Genomic DNA, 15,936 nt, shown 5'->3' with positions numbered 1-15,936 from the left:
TTGAAGCATTCATAATTTAATAATTACACCATGCTTAATTTAATTTTTATACCCATTCTTGTGGTCCTCATGATCCTGGTAATTTTTTCCGGGATCTTTATTGTAAAACAGCAAACTTCAGCGATCATAGAACGCTTTGGAAGATTCACCAGTATAAGAAGTTCAGGATTACAGCTTAAAATTCCTTTTATAGACCAGGTTGCGGGAAGAATAAATTTAAAAGTCCAGCAACTGGATGTAATGGTAGAAACAAAGACCAAGGACAATGTTTTTGTAAAACTTAAGATATCGGTACAGTTCCAGGTTAGAAAAGATAATGTATACGATGCCTTCTATAAGCTCGAAAGTCCTCACGACCAGATAACAGCCTATGTCTTTGACGTTGTGCGCGCAGAAGTACCTAAAATGAAGCTGGACGATGTTTTTGAACGTAAAGATGACATCGCTATCGCTGTTAATCGTGAATTGAACGAGGCTATGCAGTCTTATGGGTATGATATCATTAAAACCCTGGTTACAGATATAGATCCAGATGTACAGGTAAAAGCCGCTATGAATCGTATAAATGCCGCAGAAAGAGAAAAGGTTGCTGCAGAGTACGATGCCGAGGCAGACAGGATCAAGATCGTAGCCAAGGCCAGAGCAGAAGCAGAAAGCAAGCGTTTACAGGGACAGGGTATTGCAGACCAGAGACGCGAGATCGCCAGAGGACTGGAAGAGAGTGTGGATGTTTTAAATAATGTTGGTATTAATTCCCAGGAAGCCTCAGCATTAATAGTAGTTACCCAGCATTATGACACTTTACAGGCTATAGGTGAAGAGACCAATTCTAACTTAATATTATTACCAAATTCTCCCCAGGCCGGTAGCGATATGTTGAACAACATGGTGGCTTCGTTCACCGCTTCCAATCAAATTGGAGAAGCAATGAAAGAACAGAACAGGAAACAAGCCGGTAAGTCTAAAAAAGACAGAGATAACGATGATGCATAAAAAAAGCCCCAAACGGGGCTTTTTAAATTTTGAGATACAAGGTTATTTTTTCGTTGAAGCAATAACCTTCTTCACTCCTATTATCTTAGAAACAGCTTTTAAGACCAAAGCTTTCTGGATGATAGAACCTATGGTGCTACCAATAAGCGAAACCGGAGATAGACTTTCTTTAGTTTGATCAATGCTTAGTTTGATCTCTTCCTTGTCTATTTCGGTCTGAAGCTTCAGGATCTTTAGATCCTTATCTATTTCTTCAAAGGATGAATATACTCTCATTAGTCGTCTTTATCGTTAAATACAGCTTTAGAGAATTTTCTTAGAACTAATTTCTCTATAGGCTCTTTTCCAAAGATGAATATCAATACAAATACGATCAGGTAAAATCCGCCTACGATAAAATAACCGGAACTTGGAACCCCAATCGCTTGGCTAATGACTATAGCCAGGGCAAAAGAAATCATCACTCCTGCAGTACTCAGCAAAAATGCCATTATAAGAAAACGAACAAGAGCCGTAGCTCCTTTCATTCCCTGTCTGAAGGCTTTTAATTTATAATACTCAGAATTACTGTGTAAGAAAGACTGAACATTATTGTTTAAATCGTGAACACTGTTGGATAGTTTTTCAAATGCCATAAAAGATTATACTACTGCTTTATCTGGAGAGCTACCAGAGGATTTGCTTGCTTTGTCTTTCTGCAATTTAGCATTTTGTTTTCTTAATTCCTCAAGTTTGGTCTCCATAGCGGCCAGAATATCGTCTGCTTTATGACTTGCAGAAGATAAAGTTTCTTCTAATCTCTCCTCAAAATCCACTCTAGCCTTTTTAGCTTTTTCGCTTAGGTTTGAACTTGTTTCATGATAACGCTTGTTTAGGTTATCCTGAGCTTTCTGAGCATCTTTTTTAAGCTTCTTGCGAGTCTTTTCACCGCTATCTGGAGCATATAGTAATCCTACTCCGGCGCCTATCGCAGCTCCTGTAATTAATGCTAAAAGTGTATTTCCTGTATTTGCCATAAGTTTTTGAATTTTAAGTTATTATTCTCTCAAAGGTAACAGATGCAAATGCCATAGGTTGTTAACAACCGGTTAATATGTAAAAAATTCTTTGCTAAATTATTCTTAATATACAAAAAATCTGTCTAATTTTTGATCTTAGCCCAGGAATCACGCAGACCAACCGTTCTGTTAAAAACAGGCTTCGCTGCAGTAGAATCTTTGTCTACACAGAAATATCCTAAGCGTTGAAATTGTACTTTGTCCTGAACTTTGGCATCTTTCAGGCTTGGCTCGAGATATCCAGTCACTACTTTTAAGGATTCCGGATTTATAAAATCCATAAAGTCCTTATCCTTTACCCCATCTGGTGTCTCTTCAGTAAACAACCTGTCATAAAGCCTTACTTCAGCTTCGATCGCATGTTTTACAGATACCCAGTGCAAGGTTCCCTTTACTTTTCTTAAAGATTCTTCGGTACCACTTCCACTTTTACTTTTAGGGTCGTAAGTACAGTGAATTTCTGTAATATTTCCTTCAGAATCCTTTACTACGTCCTCTCCTTTAATGATATAAGCATTCTTCAGCCTTACTTCTTTTCCTAAGGTTAATCTGAAGAATTTTCTATTGGCACTCTCCTTGAAATCTTCCTGTTCTATGTATAATTCACGGGAAAAAGGAACTTCTCTACTTCCAGCAGATTCGTCTTCAGGATTATTTTCAGCCTCAAGCCACTCTTCCTCTCCCTCAGGATAGTTGGTGATGACCAGTTTTACAGGATCCAGAACACCCATTACACGTGGAGCAACCTTATTAAGATCTTCCCTGGCACAGAATTCCAGGTGAGAAACATCTATTAGATTTTCTCGTTTTCCAACACCAATAGAATCGGCGAATTTTCTAATAGAATCTGGTGTATAACCTCTTCTTCTTAAACCAGAAATAGTTGGCATTCTTGGATCATCCCAGGAATCCACGATCCCCTTCTCTACCAGTTGCAGAAGTTTTCTCTTACTAACAACAGTATGGCTAAGATTTCTCCTGGCGAACTCACGTTGTTTAGGTTCAAAATCTCCCGGTTTACTTACTTTCTTAATAAACCAGTTATATAATTCGCGATGTGGAAGGAATTCAAGGGTACAGAAAGAATGTGAAACCTGCTCGATAAAATCACTTTCACCATGCGCCCAGTCATACATTGGATAGATCTTCCAGTCTGTCCCGGTACGGTGATGGTTTTTATGCAGACATCTGTACATAACTGGATCCCTCATCAACATATTAGAAGCTCCCATACTAATTTTAGCCCTTAGAACATCACCTTTTTCAGGGGTGTCTCCATTCTTCATTTTTTCGAAAAGCTCAAGATTTTCTTCAACTGAACGATTTCTATAAGGACTGTCGGTTCCAGGCTGAGTTGGAGTTCCTTTTTGTTCGGCGATCTCTTCAGAAGTCTGACTATCTACATAAGCATCGCCATTTTTGATCATTTCTACCGCCCAGTCGTATAACTGCTGAAAATAATCTGAGGCATAACACTCTTTAGCCCATTTATAACCAAGCCACTCGATATCAGCCTTAATAGCGTCTACATATTCCTGTTCTTCCTTTGCGGGATTGGTATCATCAAATCGAAGATTTACAGGAGCATCATACTTTTCTCCAAGTCCAAAATTAAGACAGATGGAAGATGCGTGCCCAATATGTAGATATCCGTTTGGTTCTGGTGGAAACCTGAATTTCAGGTCTTCCTTTTTATAATTAGTATTTAGATCCTCTTCTATAATTTGCTCAATGAAATTGAGCGACTTTTTTCCTTCGGCCATAATGATTTAAAATAAAAGGCAAATTTATCAAAATTTAAGTCGATACCGCCAGGTTAAGCCTATTAGTATCAGTAAAATTCAATAACACAGCCGGAACGACTATTCATAGGCCTGCAGGATGTATTTGAATTCGATTTATTCCGAGCATTTTCAGCTATTTACTTAATTTTTTAAAACACCTGGATTGAAAAAACATATTCAATAATTGAAAACAAGTTTAGAGCCGTTATCTTTGTAAAAAAATAAGTGTGGGAGTAATAAAACTTAACAATATCAAGGTATTTTCATATCATGGATGTCTTGATGAAGAAAGTAAAATTGGAAGCGAATACCGGGTAGATCTTAAAGTTCATGGAGACCTTTCGCATTCTGCAAAGACAGATAAACTTAGTGATACCATAGATTATGTGCATCTTAATAAGATCGTGAAAGAAGAAATGGCGATTCGTTCCAAGTTACTGGAAACCGTGGCTGAAAGGATACTGAAACGCATTATGGATGAACTCATTATGGTGCAGAAGGCTAAGGTAGATGTTTCCAAGATCAACCCCCCTATTGGCGGAAATGTAGCTATGGTTACGGTAAGCAGAACCAAATCCCGCTAGATTTTAGTTTTGAAACTTAAAATTTTTATTACATTTGCCAACCCAATATAGGGCATCGTGGCCGAGTGGCTAGGCAGAGGTCTGCAAAACCTTGTACAGCGGTTCGAATCCGCTCGATGCCTCAACAAAGCTTCCTGTAATCCAGGGAGCTTTTTTTATGGTATTATTTCAAATAATACAGCGGTTCTCCCTAAGCATCGGAACGATAGATGCCTCAACAAAGCTTCCTGTAAAACAGGGAGCTTTTTTTATGGCATTAATTCAAATACGACAGCGGTGCTCCCGAAGTATCGGGACGTTCGATGCCTGAATAAAGTTTTTCAGGAAACTGAATGGCTTTACGAAAAGGATAAAAATTAGCCAGAAAATATATTATTATCTCCTGTTTTCTTCTGGATCTACGAAATGTTCCAGTTTTCCAATAAGAGAATCACTCGGAGTAATTTCTTCGATCTGATCCTTGATCTCATCAACCTGGTTTGGAAATAAACCCTGGAATATCAGCACCCCGCCAAAGACGATCAATAACACACTTATCGCCTTTTTCATCACGTAAATGCGGTTCGGGGTTAATTTCCGGTTCAGTTTTTTAGCAAGAAGGATCTTGGCAATATCAACGACCAGGTATGTTAGAAGTACACTACCCAGGAAAACAGAGATCCTATCGGGCTCCATATCCATTTTAGGGCCAAATACGATGATTACTCCGAGCCAGAAGCCCAGAACACCTATATTGATAAAATTGAGCAGAAAACCCTTCGCACAGAGATTAAAATAAGCGCTTTTTCCAAGTTTCCTGATTTCAGGAGTTTCCTCATCTGTATGAAGAACTTTTTTGCACTGTATAAAACTCATTACCCCATAAGTGGCCAGGATCATACCTCCAAATATGAATAAGGCAGGATCATCCTTTAGTCTTTCCAAAAGTTTGGTAGTACTAAAATAAGCGATGGTAATAAAGACAATATCGGCTAGAATAACGCCTATATCCAGAGAGAAAGCGGCCCTAAACCCTTTTATGGCGGCGGTTTCGAGTAATACGAAAAATACCGGCCCAAATAAAAAAGCCAGAAAAATTCCTAGTGGTAGGGCAGCTAAAACGTCCTGTAACATACAGTTAAGTTGTAATGCAAATGTAAACTTTTTGTCCTTTTAGAAGAACATGATGCTGTTAAAGCCTAATTTCAAGAAGTTTACCTTGATTTTGAAATTAATTAGCTTCTACTTCCTGACGATTTCCTAATAAGGTAAAATCAAGATGTCTTCTTACAAGATCGGCATTTTTAACCTTTACATAAACCTCATCACCTAAAGTGTAAGTTTGCCCGGTTCTTTTACCAATTACGGCAAATTCATCCGGATTATATTCGTAGTGATCATTGTTCATATCCCTTAAACGAATCATTCCTTCACACTTATTCTCAACGATCTCTACAAAGATTCCCCATTCGGTTACACCAGAGATCACACCAAGGAATTCTTCATCCTCATGATCCTGCATGAATTTCACCTGCATGTATTTAATTGAATCCCTTTCGGCATTGGTAGCCAGGTTTTCCATTTCACTGCTATGATGACATTTAGCCTCATATTCCTCTTCACTGGCAGATTTTGCTCCATCCAGATAATGCTGAAGCAACCTGTGTACCATCACATCTGGATACCTACGAATTGGTGAGGTAAAATGAGTATAATAATCGAAGGCTAAACCATAATGCCCAATATTTTCTGTACCATAATAGGCCTTGCTCATGGTTCTAATGGTAAGTGTATCTACCATATTCTGTTCTTTTCTACCCTGAACATCTTCAAGTAATTTGTTCAGAGAAGAAGTGGTAGTGCTGCGATCTTTAAGATTCAGTTTATGCCCGAATCTTCCAACTATAGTTTGCAAAGCAGCTAGTTTTTGATCATCTGGCTCGTCATGACATCTGTAAACAAAAGTCTTTTTAGGGCTCTGTTTCCCAATGAATTCTGCAACTCTCCTATTGGCCAGCAGCATGAATTCTTCAATAAGCTTATTAGCGTCCTTGGCTGTTTTAAAGAAAACTCCAACAGGTTCATTTTCTTCATTCAAATTGAATTTGACTTCCACTTTGTCGAAAGAAATTGCTCCATCACGCATTCTTCTGGAACGCATCTTTTTAGCCAGACGGTTCAAAGTAACCACTGCTTCCACCAAAGCACCACGAACACTATAAGCGTGTTTTCTAATCGAAACATCATCAGGAATAGTTCCTGTTCCCGTTTCTATTATATGCTGAGCTTCTTCATAAGCAAATCGCTCATCTGAATATGTTACCGTTCTACCAAACCACTGATCCTTTACCTGCGCATTATCATCGATTTCAAAAACTGCTGAAAAAGTGAATTTCTCTTCTTTTGGTCTTAAAGAGCAGGCATTATTCGATAAAATTTCAGGTAACATGGGTACTACCCTATCTACCAGATATACTGAGGTTGCACGATCATAGGCTTCTTCATCCAGGATAGTTCCTGGTTGAAGATAATGTGATACATCTGCTATATGAATTCCTATCTCGTAATTACCATTTTCAAGTTTTTGAAAACTTAAGGCATCATCAAAATCTTTCGCATCCTTAGGATCTATAGTAAAAGTAAGTACATCTCGCATGTCTCTTCTTTTACTGATCTCTTCTTCGTTGATGGAAGTATCTATCTGGTTGGCAAATTCTTCAACTTCTTCAGGAAAATCATGTGGTAAGCCGTACTGGGCAAGGATAGAGTGAATTTCGGTATGATGTTCACCGGGAGTTCCCAGAACCCTGGTAATCTTTCCAAATGGAGAATCGGCTTTATCTGGCCATTCTTCAAATTCCACCACTACTTTATCGCCATTCTGGGCACCGTTCAGTTTATTTCCTGAAACAAAGAAATCTGTATACATCGATTTATCATCGATGACCACAAATCCGAAATCTTTTTTCTGCTGAAGCGTTCCAACAAATTCGGTTCTTTTTCTTTTTAAGATCTTGGTGATTTCACCTTCAGATCTTTTTCTTCTTCTGCGGTTATAAACGTAGATCTCTACGGTATCCCCGTCAAAAGCTGCGTGCAGGTCTTTCTGCGCGATAAAAACATCATCTGCAAATTCCTCCACCATCACATAACCATAACCTTTGGTTGTAAGATCGAGTACGCCGGTGTAATAATTCTTATTTCCTTCGATCATGAACTTGCCACGATCTACTTCCTGAATTTCTTTTTTTGCTGCCAATTGAGCCAGTTTTTTAATTATTTGATTTCTGCTACTGGCATCATTTACTCCAAGAATGGAAGCAATTTGTTTGTAGTTATATGTTTTTCCGGAATTGTTTCGAAGTATATCGATGATACTTCTGGAAAGATTGCCTTGTATTTTTGGTTTGTTCTTTTTCTGTTTCTTCATTATCAACTAGTATACGATAAAATTACGCCATTATAATCACTCACACAGGATTTCAGTTTAAAGTTTTGTTAACTCACTATGCTTCAAACCGGTAGTTTCAAAACCGAAAGATCAATTTTTAGATTTTTTTTAGATTCAATTAGGATTAATTCTTAATTTTTTCTTAATTTTACTTTAACATTCCCCCGGACTACTTGCCCCTATATTTGATTAATATTATGAAAGTCAGCAAGTCAGCCAAATTCTCCGCTTTATTTTTTCTGATATTTATTTTCGGAATAATTCTCGTTGTGACCTCCATAAATCGTTCGCTGGATAAAAAGACCGAATTCTTCAGAAAAGAACAGCCAACCCAACCTGTTGCGATAGCATCTACTTATCAGGAATAAAACCTATCTTTAGTTAGGTTAATTCTTTACTTATGAAAGATTATATATGCCTGGCTACTTTTACCTATCCGTACGAATATTTTGTGCTTAAGCTAAAATTCGATGACGGTGGCATTCGCCATTATTTCCAGAACGAAACACTGATTGGCCTTTTGCCCTTATCCTCGGTAGCCTTTGGCGGTATAAGACTAATGGTCCACCCAGCAGATCTTACCAAAGCAAAACAAATAATAGATTCTTTAAATGACAAAACTTCCCATCTAAGGATCGTTTAGTTATAAACATTATATATCATATTTATCTTTTCTTCTTTTTTAAAAAATTAAAATGATGTTATATGATGGTGTGTTAATTTGTAGAACAATTAAAATGAAGTTTGTTTGGTATTTCACTTGTAAGCATTAGCTAACAGGTTATGAACATAAGTGTTAATTCTTAAGTGATTGATATTCTTAGCGTTTTAAGATTTACTTAACAAAAGTTCATAAAATTGAATTAATAAAGTTTCTTGAAAAGTTAGAAGTTAACAATTGTGGATAACGTGTTTTTAAGTGCTCATAAGTATCTAAAAAAATCCAGACTTATAATTTGATTTATCCAGTTTAATGTTGCTATTGTTAAAATTATCTTATAAAACAAATTTCTTTATTAGGAAATCATCATATGTTTTTAACAATTAGGTGTCAATTTTAAAGCCTTGGAATCTAAGCTATTCGATAAAGTAATTAACAATCAAAAATAAGCTAGTTAACAGCCTCTTTTTTTAACTTTGCGGCAAACAATTCAACTATGAAAATATCTATTGGAAATGACCACGCCGGTACCGGTTATAAAAAAATGATCAAGGAGAAACTTGAATCTATGGGTCATACAGTGACTAATTATGGAACCAACTCTGATGATAGTGTAGATTATCCAGATTTTGTACATCCCGTTGCAGAAGACGTGGAAAACAAAAAGGCAGATCTTGGTATCATTATATGTGGTAGTGGTAATGGAGCGAACATGACCGCTAATAAACACCAGGGTGTAAGATCTGCTCTTTGCTGGAATGAAGAGATCGCCAAGCTGGCTAGAGAACATAACGATGCTAATGTATTAAGTATACCAGCTAGATTCGTTTCTGAAGAACTTGCAGAAAAAATGACCGAAACTTTTGTGAATACTCCATTCGAAGGTGGCCGTCACCAAAGAAGGGTAGATAAGATACCGGCAAAAAAATACTGCTCATAACCTATGGCTTTAAACATAGAAGTAAAAAAGTTCAGTGAGTTAAAGCTCACTGAACTTTATGATATTTTACAATTAAGATCGGAAGTTTTCGTGGTAGAACAGGATTGTGTCTATCAGGACATCGATGGTAAGGATGCGGAAGCCCTGCATGTCATAGGTTTTAAGAACGGTAAGATCGTAGCCTATACCCGTTGTTTTAAACCAGGTTATTATTTTGAAGAAGCTGCCATTGGTCGTGTGGTGGTTAAGGATTCTGAAAGAAAACATGGTTATGGCCACGAGATCATGAAAGCATCAGATAAAGCGATAAAGGAGCAATATAAAACCTCCAGGATCAAACTTTCAGCACAACAATATCTAATCAAATTTTACGAATCTCACGGTTACCAAACTACCGGAGAAGGATATCTGGAAGATGGGATCCCCCACATCGCCATGGTAAAGGATTAATTCTTTGTTTTTATAGATCTATTGAAAGGAATGCCCAGTTGAAAGCCAATTTTATCTGAGGTATCGTCTTCCACGATATCTATCCCATACCTAATCTTTTTAGTGTCATCATATGAGAAAGTTCCAAAGATCCTGTCCCAGATACTTAACATATTTCCGTAATTACTATCTGTCCACGGCAATTGGTAATGATGATGGAATTTATGCATATTGGGTGTGACAATGACATAGCTCAATATCTTATCAAGACCTTTTGGCAACCTGATATTCGCATGGGTAAAATAGGTAAAGAAAATACTTAAGATCCGGTAGAAAAGATAATAAGCGACCGGCATTCCCATTATGATCACGGCGATCAAAGCGAATGATTCCCTGATGATAAAATCGAAAGGATGATGCCTGGTACCTGTGGTGGCGTCTACATGGGTGTCGGTATGATGGATTAAATGCAATCTCCACATCCATTTTACTTTATGCAGTAAATAATGCACAAAATACTGTGCGATAAGGTCCAGCACGAAAATAGCCATTATGAGCTCTATCCATATTGGCAGATCAAATAGTTGTAATAAACCGAAATTTGAATCATCCAGCCATAGAAAGATACCTCCAGTTATAATTCCGAAAATGAGGTTGATCAACATTACAAATCCCAGCAGAATGAAATTGGTCCTGGCATGTTTCCATTTATGATACCTGAATTTTACCAGGGCATAGTAACCTTCCAGCATCCAGAAAATACCCAGTACAAATACTATCCAAAGCAGCTTTTGCCAGGTGGGCATATTTTCAAAAAACAAAAGAAAATTTTCCAATTCTCAGGTATTACTTCAAGATCTTAGCGTACTCTTCAGGGCTTTTCAGAATGAACTGAGCTTTAGCAATCTCAGGATTATTCTCTGTATAATATTCATAAAGACCTTCTTTGTAGAAATATCTTTTAATGATCTCATCGGTTAAAAGACTAACGATCTCAGGCTTTTTTTCTTCCAGTTCCTGCTGTTTGAAAGAGGCGATCTGCGATCTTATCTTTTCAACTTCAGGAGCGATCTCAGATTTTAATTCTTCATCTTCCGCTTTATCCATCATCTCGTTCAATTCCCTTTCTGTCGCGGTTTGATATTCAAAATTTGAAGATTTCAGGTAGCTTTTAAAATCCTCAAAATCTTCATCGGTAAAATTAAAATTATCGGGTTTTTTAAGCTCGTGGGAATAATAATAATCTGTCGCGTAATTAAAAATAGCATCCTGAAAGAGCAATGACTGGGTGATATTACTGAATTGTGAGGATTCCATTTTTATATCTGGAAGCACTCCTCCACCATCATAAACTTTTCTACCATTCTTGGTCTTGAACTCATTATAATCTTCAACCTTGGTTCTTATCGCTTTACCATCTTCAGTTCTTCTGCGGTAATCCAGTGCCTGTATACATCTTCCGCTTGGCGTATAATACCTGGAAATGGTAATTTTTAACTGTGTTCCATAAGCAAGTTCACGTGGTCTCTGTACCAGTCCTTTTCCAAAACTTCTTGCTCCCACGATCACTCCCCTGTCCAGGTCCTGCATGGCCCCGGCCACGATCTCACTGGCAGAAGCACTTCTACCATCAACAAGCACCACCAGTGGAATTTTTGTATCTATAGGTTCCTTCTTGGTAAAATATTCCCGGTTATATTTTTCGATAACAGATTTGGTGGTAACAATAAGCTCACCTTCAGGAATAAAAATATTACTAACGTTTATAGCTTCGTTAAGCAATCCACCCGGGTTACCCCTTAGGTCTAAAATGATCTTATCTGCACCCTGGTTTTTAAGGTCTTTTAAAGCTCTGGCGACTTCTGTAGAAGCTTTTGCGTTGAACCTTGAAAGCACGATATATCCAGATTTATCTTCTAATAATTTATAAAATGGAACAGCATTCAGCTCTACCGAACTTCTTTTTAGGGAAGTGGTCTTGATTTCTCCCTGGCGGCGGTAAGTGATATCTATATTACTTTCTGGAGCGCCATTAAGCAATTCTCCCGCATCTTCTTTAAAATCTACTACATTGATATTTCCGATTTTAATTATCTCATCTCCCGCTTTTAAACCGGCTTTATCGGCAGGATAATCTTTATAAGTCTCCACTACGGTGATAGCCTCGGGCCCTGTTTTTACCAGTGCTCCAATACCGGTATATTCCCCCGCGCTATTGATCCTGGCTGCCTCAACATCCTGTTCGTTCCAGTAATTGGTATAAGGATCCAGATCTGTAAGCATGGATTTAATGGCAGTATCCATAAGTGCCGCAGGATTCGTTTCATCAACGTAGTTCATGTTGATCTCCTTGAAAAGCGTGGTGAAGATCTCTATCTGTTTGGCGATCTCAAAAAAGTCTGATTTAAAACTTACGGTACCAATGAAAATTCCGATCAGAACAACCGGAAGGATGATGATTTTGATGATGCGCTTTTTCATTTTTTTCAATTTTTTTCACTGAATTTCTTCAGAATTCTTATCATGTTCTCTTCTAGTTTTTCGTAGGTTATTTCGTCTCGGGAAATATAAATGAACATGAAGGCCTGGGAAGTAGATAAATCACTTGTAACAAGATACTTATTTTTTCTGAAAACTTCCCGCATCAATCTTTTAATTCTATTTCGTTTAACCGCGGTCTTCACGAGTTTCTTAGGAACAGAAACTCCGGTCTTAAGTCCAGGTAATTCTGAACTTTCAAAAGAGGTATACACCAGTTTTAAAGGATAGGATTTGATACTTTTTCCTTCCACAAATAACTTATCTATAAGTTTTTTGCTTTTTAAACGGTCTTTCTTTCCGAATCCTTGGTCCATCTTACTTAACATGCGGTAAAAGTAGCAATTCCACAATTAATTAAAATAATTCAAATATGACAGTGATCATAGTATGATATGCTGAATTTCAATTAATTGTATGTTCATTCTTAGGATATGGGAAATTTAGAAGTTTCTGTTTTAAATAGAAAAAAGGATAGGGCAAGCTTTGTAAATCACCTCATTAAAGATCTGCAGGCTTTAGATCATTTAATTGAAAATGATCTCATAGAGAAATCGCCTATAAGAATTGGGGCAGAACAGGAATTTTGCCTCATCAACAATTATTTCTTACCGGTAAATAATTCGCTCGACATTCTGGAGGATCTCGATGATGATCATTTCACGACCGAAATTGGACGGTATAACCTGGAACTTAATCTTGACCCATTAGAACTGACTTCAGATTGTTTTTCCAGGCTGCACAAAACGCTGAATTCCTATTTAAAGAAAGCTGAAGTAATTGCTAATAAGCACGATTCCCGTATCATTTTAACCGGCATCTTACCTACCCTGCGTCTAAGGCATATTTCAGAAGAATATATGACCGAAAAGCCGAGATATTTTGCGCTGAACGATGCTATAAAAAGATCTAGACAACAGGATTTCTGGATACATATCAAGGGAGTAGATGAACTCAATCTTATGCATGATTCGGTTATGTTGGAGGCCTGCAATACGAGTTTTCAAATGCATCTGCAGATCAACCCAGACGAGTTCATAGATAAATATAACTGGGCACAGGCGATCGCTGGTCCAGTTCTAAGCGTATGTGTTAACTCCCCTATTCTCTTTGGAAAGGAACTTTGGTCTGAGACCCGAATTGCCCTTTTTAATCAAAGTACAGATACCCGGGCCAATTCCTTTGTGCTGAATGAAAAGCAAGCCAGGGTAAGTTTTGGATCGCACTGGGAAACAAAAGGGATTACAGATATTTTTAAAGACAATATCTCCAGGTTTAGAAGTCTGTTAACTTCAGATTTTGATGAAGACAATATGAGCCAGTTAGAACAGGGCAAAATTCCTAAGTTAAAAGCACTTAATCTTCATAATGGCACTGTCTACAGGTGGAACAGGGTATGTTATGGTGTTGGGGGTGGAAAGCCTCATGTACGTATAGAATGCAGGTATATTCCAGCAGGACCTAGCGTTTTAGATGAGATCGCAAATATGGCTTTGTGGATAGGGTTAATGATGGGACAGCCGGAAGAATTCAGGAATATTCATGAAAGGGAAGATTTCAGGAATGTAAGAGCGAATTTTTATAAAGCCGGTCGTACGGGTCTCGATTCGGTATTTACCTGGAATGGCAGGCAAATTACCGCAAAACAGCTTCTTTTGAAGGAGTTACTCCCCATTGCAAGAAAAGGACTGGAAAAATGCCACATTTTAGAAGCAGATATAGATAAATATCTGAACGTAATAGAAAAGAGATTAGAGACCTGGAATGGTGCCGAGTGGACCGTTAAAAGCTTTAGAAGTCTTCAGGAAAAGAAAAAACCTCTGGAAGCCATGCAGGTATTGACTTCCTATATCTATGAGAATCAAAAAAAGGATCTACCAGTTAGTGATTGGAGGATCTTAGAGTCCGATATTTCTACCCACTTCCATATTCAGCGTATCGTTAAACATAACATGAACACCAACATCTATTCTGTTGATCCAAAAGATAGCCTGCAACTGGTGATTAATATGATGCTCTGGAATAATATACATCATATGCCCGTGATCAATTCAAAAAAAATGATCATTGGATTATTGAGCTGGAGTGATATCGAAAAATATGTAGGAAACGGAGATAGCCAGCAGCTTTACGTACAGGATGTAATGAAGAAAGACCTTATCACCACCACACAGGACCAGCCTTTAAATGAGGCTGTAGAGCTTATGAAAAATAATAAAATAGGTTGCCTTCCTGTGATAAATAGAAATAAACTTATCGCCATACTAACTAAGAATGACCTGAACATATGACCCCGGAATTTCAAAAGGAAGTCACCATAGAAGATCTGAAAAAAAGGAGGTTTTTAAAAGTTCTTAAAAGCGAAAGAACTGGTCCCGTTTTGATCTTCTTTGCCGGGATACATGGTAATGAACCGGCTGGAATGATTGCTTTGGAGAAGGTTTTAAGTGAAATAGATCCAAAAATGCTTCAGGGGAGTGTTTATGCCATATCAGGGAATTTGAAAGCACTCTCTAAAAACAAGAGATATCTGGATTGTGATCTTAACAGGATGTGGACTTCTGCCAGGATAGAAAAAAGATCTTTTGAGAAAGAATTATATGCTGAAGATCTTGAACAGGAGGAATTGTTCGGGATCATCCAGGAGATAATTTCAGAAAATAAAACTCCACTTTACTTTATAGACCTGCATACAACTTCCAGTGATACCCTGCCTTTTATAACCATAAATGACAGTCTCATAAACCGCAGGTTTTCAAAACTTTTTCCCGTTCCCGTGATCCTTGGGATCGAAGAATACCTTGAAGGACCCCTTTTAAGCTATATCAATAATCTTGGTTTTGTTTCTCTTGGTTTTGAATCTGGCCAGCATACCTCTAAAGAAGCTGTTTATAATGCGGAATCTTTTATAAGAATGGCACTGCATTTTTCGGGAATATTGAAACTCAGTGACCAGGTGGAAAAGGAATCTTTAAAACTGGCCAAAGCGGCTGAAAATAATAGAAAAATATACGAGATCATCTACAGATATAATATCATGAAGAACGAACATTTTAAGATGAAACCGGGTTTTGTAAGTTTTGAAAAGGTAGAAAAAGGAACCTTACTGGCAACGAGCGATGAAAGGGATATCTACCTTTCGCGGAAGGCAACCATGTTCATGCCACTGTATCAGAAAAAAGGTGAGGATGGTTATTACCTCATCAGAAAAATTGAACCTTTCTTTTTGCGATTATCAGCTTATTTAAGAAAGATCAATGCCGATCATGTTCTGGTGCTACTACCCGGTGTTTCCTGGGAGAATTCTAACAGGTCTGCCCTATTGATTAATTTGAAAATAGCGAGGTTCCTGGCGAAACAAATTTTCCATTTGCTGGGTTACAGGAGCAGGGAAACAGGACCTGATCATATAAAGGTTAGCAGCCGTGACCGGGTTTCAAAAATGGAGCTTTATAGGGAACTTAAATGGTATAAAAAAGCCCTTTCATGACAGAAAGGGCTTTTTAAAAAATTAAGTGT

At 37.7% G+C, this 15,936-nt stretch carries 16 protein-coding genes and 1 tRNA gene; 8 read left to right on the top strand and 9 right to left on the bottom strand.

All coding sequences use genetic code 11. The annotated features are described in order from the left end of the window. Positions 1-30: 30 nt before the first annotated feature. The gene (locus tag C8P64_RS05070; RefSeq protein ID WP_108170935.1) at positions 31-993 is read left to right on the top strand and encodes an SPFH domain-containing protein; all 963 of its coding nucleotides are present in this window, start codon (positions 31-33) and stop codon (positions 991-993) included. A 42-nt stretch (positions 994-1,035) separates the two neighbouring features. Here the strand turns inward: C8P64_RS05070 and C8P64_RS05065 are convergent, their stop codons facing one another. The 4 genes from C8P64_RS05065 to C8P64_RS05050 all read right to left on the bottom strand — a co-directional run bounded on the left by C8P64_RS05065 (position 1,036) and on the right by C8P64_RS05050 (position 3,814). Next, positions 1,036-1,269, bottom strand: coding sequence for a DUF6327 family protein (locus C8P64_RS05065; protein WP_108170934.1), 234 nt, complete (start codon positions 1,267-1,269; stop codon positions 1,036-1,038). Further along, positions 1,269-1,628, bottom strand: a complete 360-nt coding sequence (locus C8P64_RS05060) for a phage holin family protein (RefSeq protein WP_108170933.1) — start codon at positions 1,626-1,628, stop codon at positions 1,269-1,271. The genes C8P64_RS05065 and C8P64_RS05060 overlap by 1 nt, the downstream gene beginning before the upstream one ends. Positions 1,629-1,634: 6 nt before the next feature. Next, positions 1,635-2,009: a YtxH domain-containing protein gene (locus C8P64_RS05055; protein WP_108170932.1), complete on the bottom strand. Its 375-nt coding sequence runs from the start codon at positions 2,007-2,009 to the stop codon at positions 1,635-1,637. Positions 2,010-2,134: 125 nt separating this feature from the next. Beyond that, positions 2,135-3,814 carry a glutamine--tRNA ligase/YqeY domain fusion protein gene (locus tag C8P64_RS05050; protein WP_108170931.1) on the bottom strand — a complete coding sequence of 560 codons (1,680 nt, stop codon included), beginning with the start codon at positions 3,812-3,814 and terminating at the stop codon, positions 2,135-2,137. Between the two features lie 248 nt (positions 3,815-4,062). Here C8P64_RS05050 and folB point away from each other — a divergent pair, with 248 nt between their 5' ends. Next, positions 4,063-4,419, top strand: a complete 357-nt coding sequence (gene folB, locus C8P64_RS05045) for a dihydroneopterin aldolase (protein WP_108170930.1) — start codon at positions 4,063-4,065, stop codon at positions 4,417-4,419. A 51-nt stretch (positions 4,420-4,470) separates the two neighbouring features. Next, a tRNA-Cys gene (locus C8P64_RS05040) sits at positions 4,471-4,541 on the top strand. Between the two features lie 253 nt (positions 4,542-4,794). Here C8P64_RS05040 and C8P64_RS05035 read toward each other — a convergent pair. Beyond that, on the bottom strand, positions 4,795-5,532 hold the full coding sequence (locus C8P64_RS05035; protein WP_108170929.1) for a LysE family translocator: 738 nt from the start codon (positions 5,530-5,532) through the stop codon (positions 4,795-4,797). A gap of 97 nt (positions 5,533-5,629) precedes the next feature. Beyond that, positions 5,630-7,828 (bottom strand): ribonuclease R, encoded by a 2,199-nt coding sequence (gene rnr, locus C8P64_RS05030; RefSeq protein ID WP_108170928.1) that lies wholly within the window; start codon positions 7,826-7,828, stop codon positions 5,630-5,632. Between the two features lie 421 nt (positions 7,829-8,249). Between rnr and C8P64_RS05025 the strand changes: the two genes are divergently transcribed. The 3 genes from C8P64_RS05025 to C8P64_RS05015 all read left to right on the top strand — a co-directional run bounded on the left by C8P64_RS05025 (position 8,250) and on the right by C8P64_RS05015 (position 9,900). Further along, a complete protein-coding gene (locus tag C8P64_RS05025) occupies positions 8,250-8,492 on the top strand; it encodes a hypothetical protein (RefSeq protein WP_108170927.1) in 243 nt (80 codons plus the stop codon). A gap of 514 nt (positions 8,493-9,006) precedes the next feature. Beyond that, the gene (gene rpiB, locus C8P64_RS05020; RefSeq protein WP_108170926.1) at positions 9,007-9,450 is read left to right on the top strand and encodes a ribose 5-phosphate isomerase B; all 444 of its coding nucleotides are present in this window, start codon (positions 9,007-9,009) and stop codon (positions 9,448-9,450) included. A 3-nt stretch (positions 9,451-9,453) separates the two neighbouring features. Beyond that, a complete protein-coding gene (locus tag C8P64_RS05015; protein ID WP_108170925.1) occupies positions 9,454-9,900 on the top strand; it encodes a GNAT family N-acetyltransferase in 447 nt (148 codons plus the stop codon). Here C8P64_RS05015 and C8P64_RS05010 read toward each other — a convergent pair. The 3 genes from C8P64_RS05010 to rnpA are packed head-to-tail and all read right to left on the bottom strand — an operon-like array spanning position 9,897 to position 12,734. Next, entirely contained in the window at positions 9,897-10,685 is a 789-nt protein-coding gene (locus tag C8P64_RS05010; RefSeq protein ID WP_245889658.1) for a sterol desaturase family protein, read from the bottom strand. The two genes, C8P64_RS05015 and C8P64_RS05010, sit on opposite strands and share 4 nt — an antisense overlap. Positions 10,686-10,725: 40 nt before the next feature. After that, positions 10,726-12,360 (bottom strand): S41 family peptidase, encoded by a 1,635-nt coding sequence (locus tag C8P64_RS05005; RefSeq protein ID WP_108170923.1) that lies wholly within the window; start codon positions 12,358-12,360, stop codon positions 10,726-10,728. Positions 12,361-12,365: 5 nt separating this feature from the next. Continuing rightward, positions 12,366-12,734: a ribonuclease P protein component gene (gene rnpA / locus C8P64_RS05000; RefSeq protein ID WP_108171288.1), complete on the bottom strand. Its 369-nt coding sequence runs from the start codon at positions 12,732-12,734 to the stop codon at positions 12,366-12,368. Positions 12,735-12,851: 117 nt separating this feature from the next. On the opposite strand from rnpA, the gene C8P64_RS04995 reads away from it, so the two are divergent. Together C8P64_RS04995 and C8P64_RS04990 are read left to right on the top strand one after the other, a co-directional pair. Next, on the top strand, positions 12,852-14,708 hold the full coding sequence (locus C8P64_RS04995; RefSeq protein WP_108170922.1) for a glutamate-cysteine ligase family protein: 1,857 nt from the start codon (positions 12,852-12,854) through the stop codon (positions 14,706-14,708). Then, on the top strand, positions 14,705-15,907 hold the full coding sequence (locus tag C8P64_RS04990) for a succinylglutamate desuccinylase/aspartoacylase family protein (protein ID WP_108170921.1): 1,203 nt from the start codon (positions 14,705-14,707) through the stop codon (positions 15,905-15,907). Before C8P64_RS04995 ends, C8P64_RS04990 begins: the two co-directional genes overlap by 4 nt. Positions 15,908-15,936 lie beyond the last annotated feature (29 nt).

This window comes from Christiangramia gaetbulicola (genome assembly GCF_003054225.1).
Taxonomy (GTDB): Bacteria; Bacteroidota; Bacteroidia; order Flavobacteriales; family Flavobacteriaceae; genus Christiangramia; species Christiangramia gaetbulicola.
The sequence above is the reverse complement of the archived record's forward strand: the minus strand, read 5'-3'. Positions and strand labels throughout refer to the sequence as shown.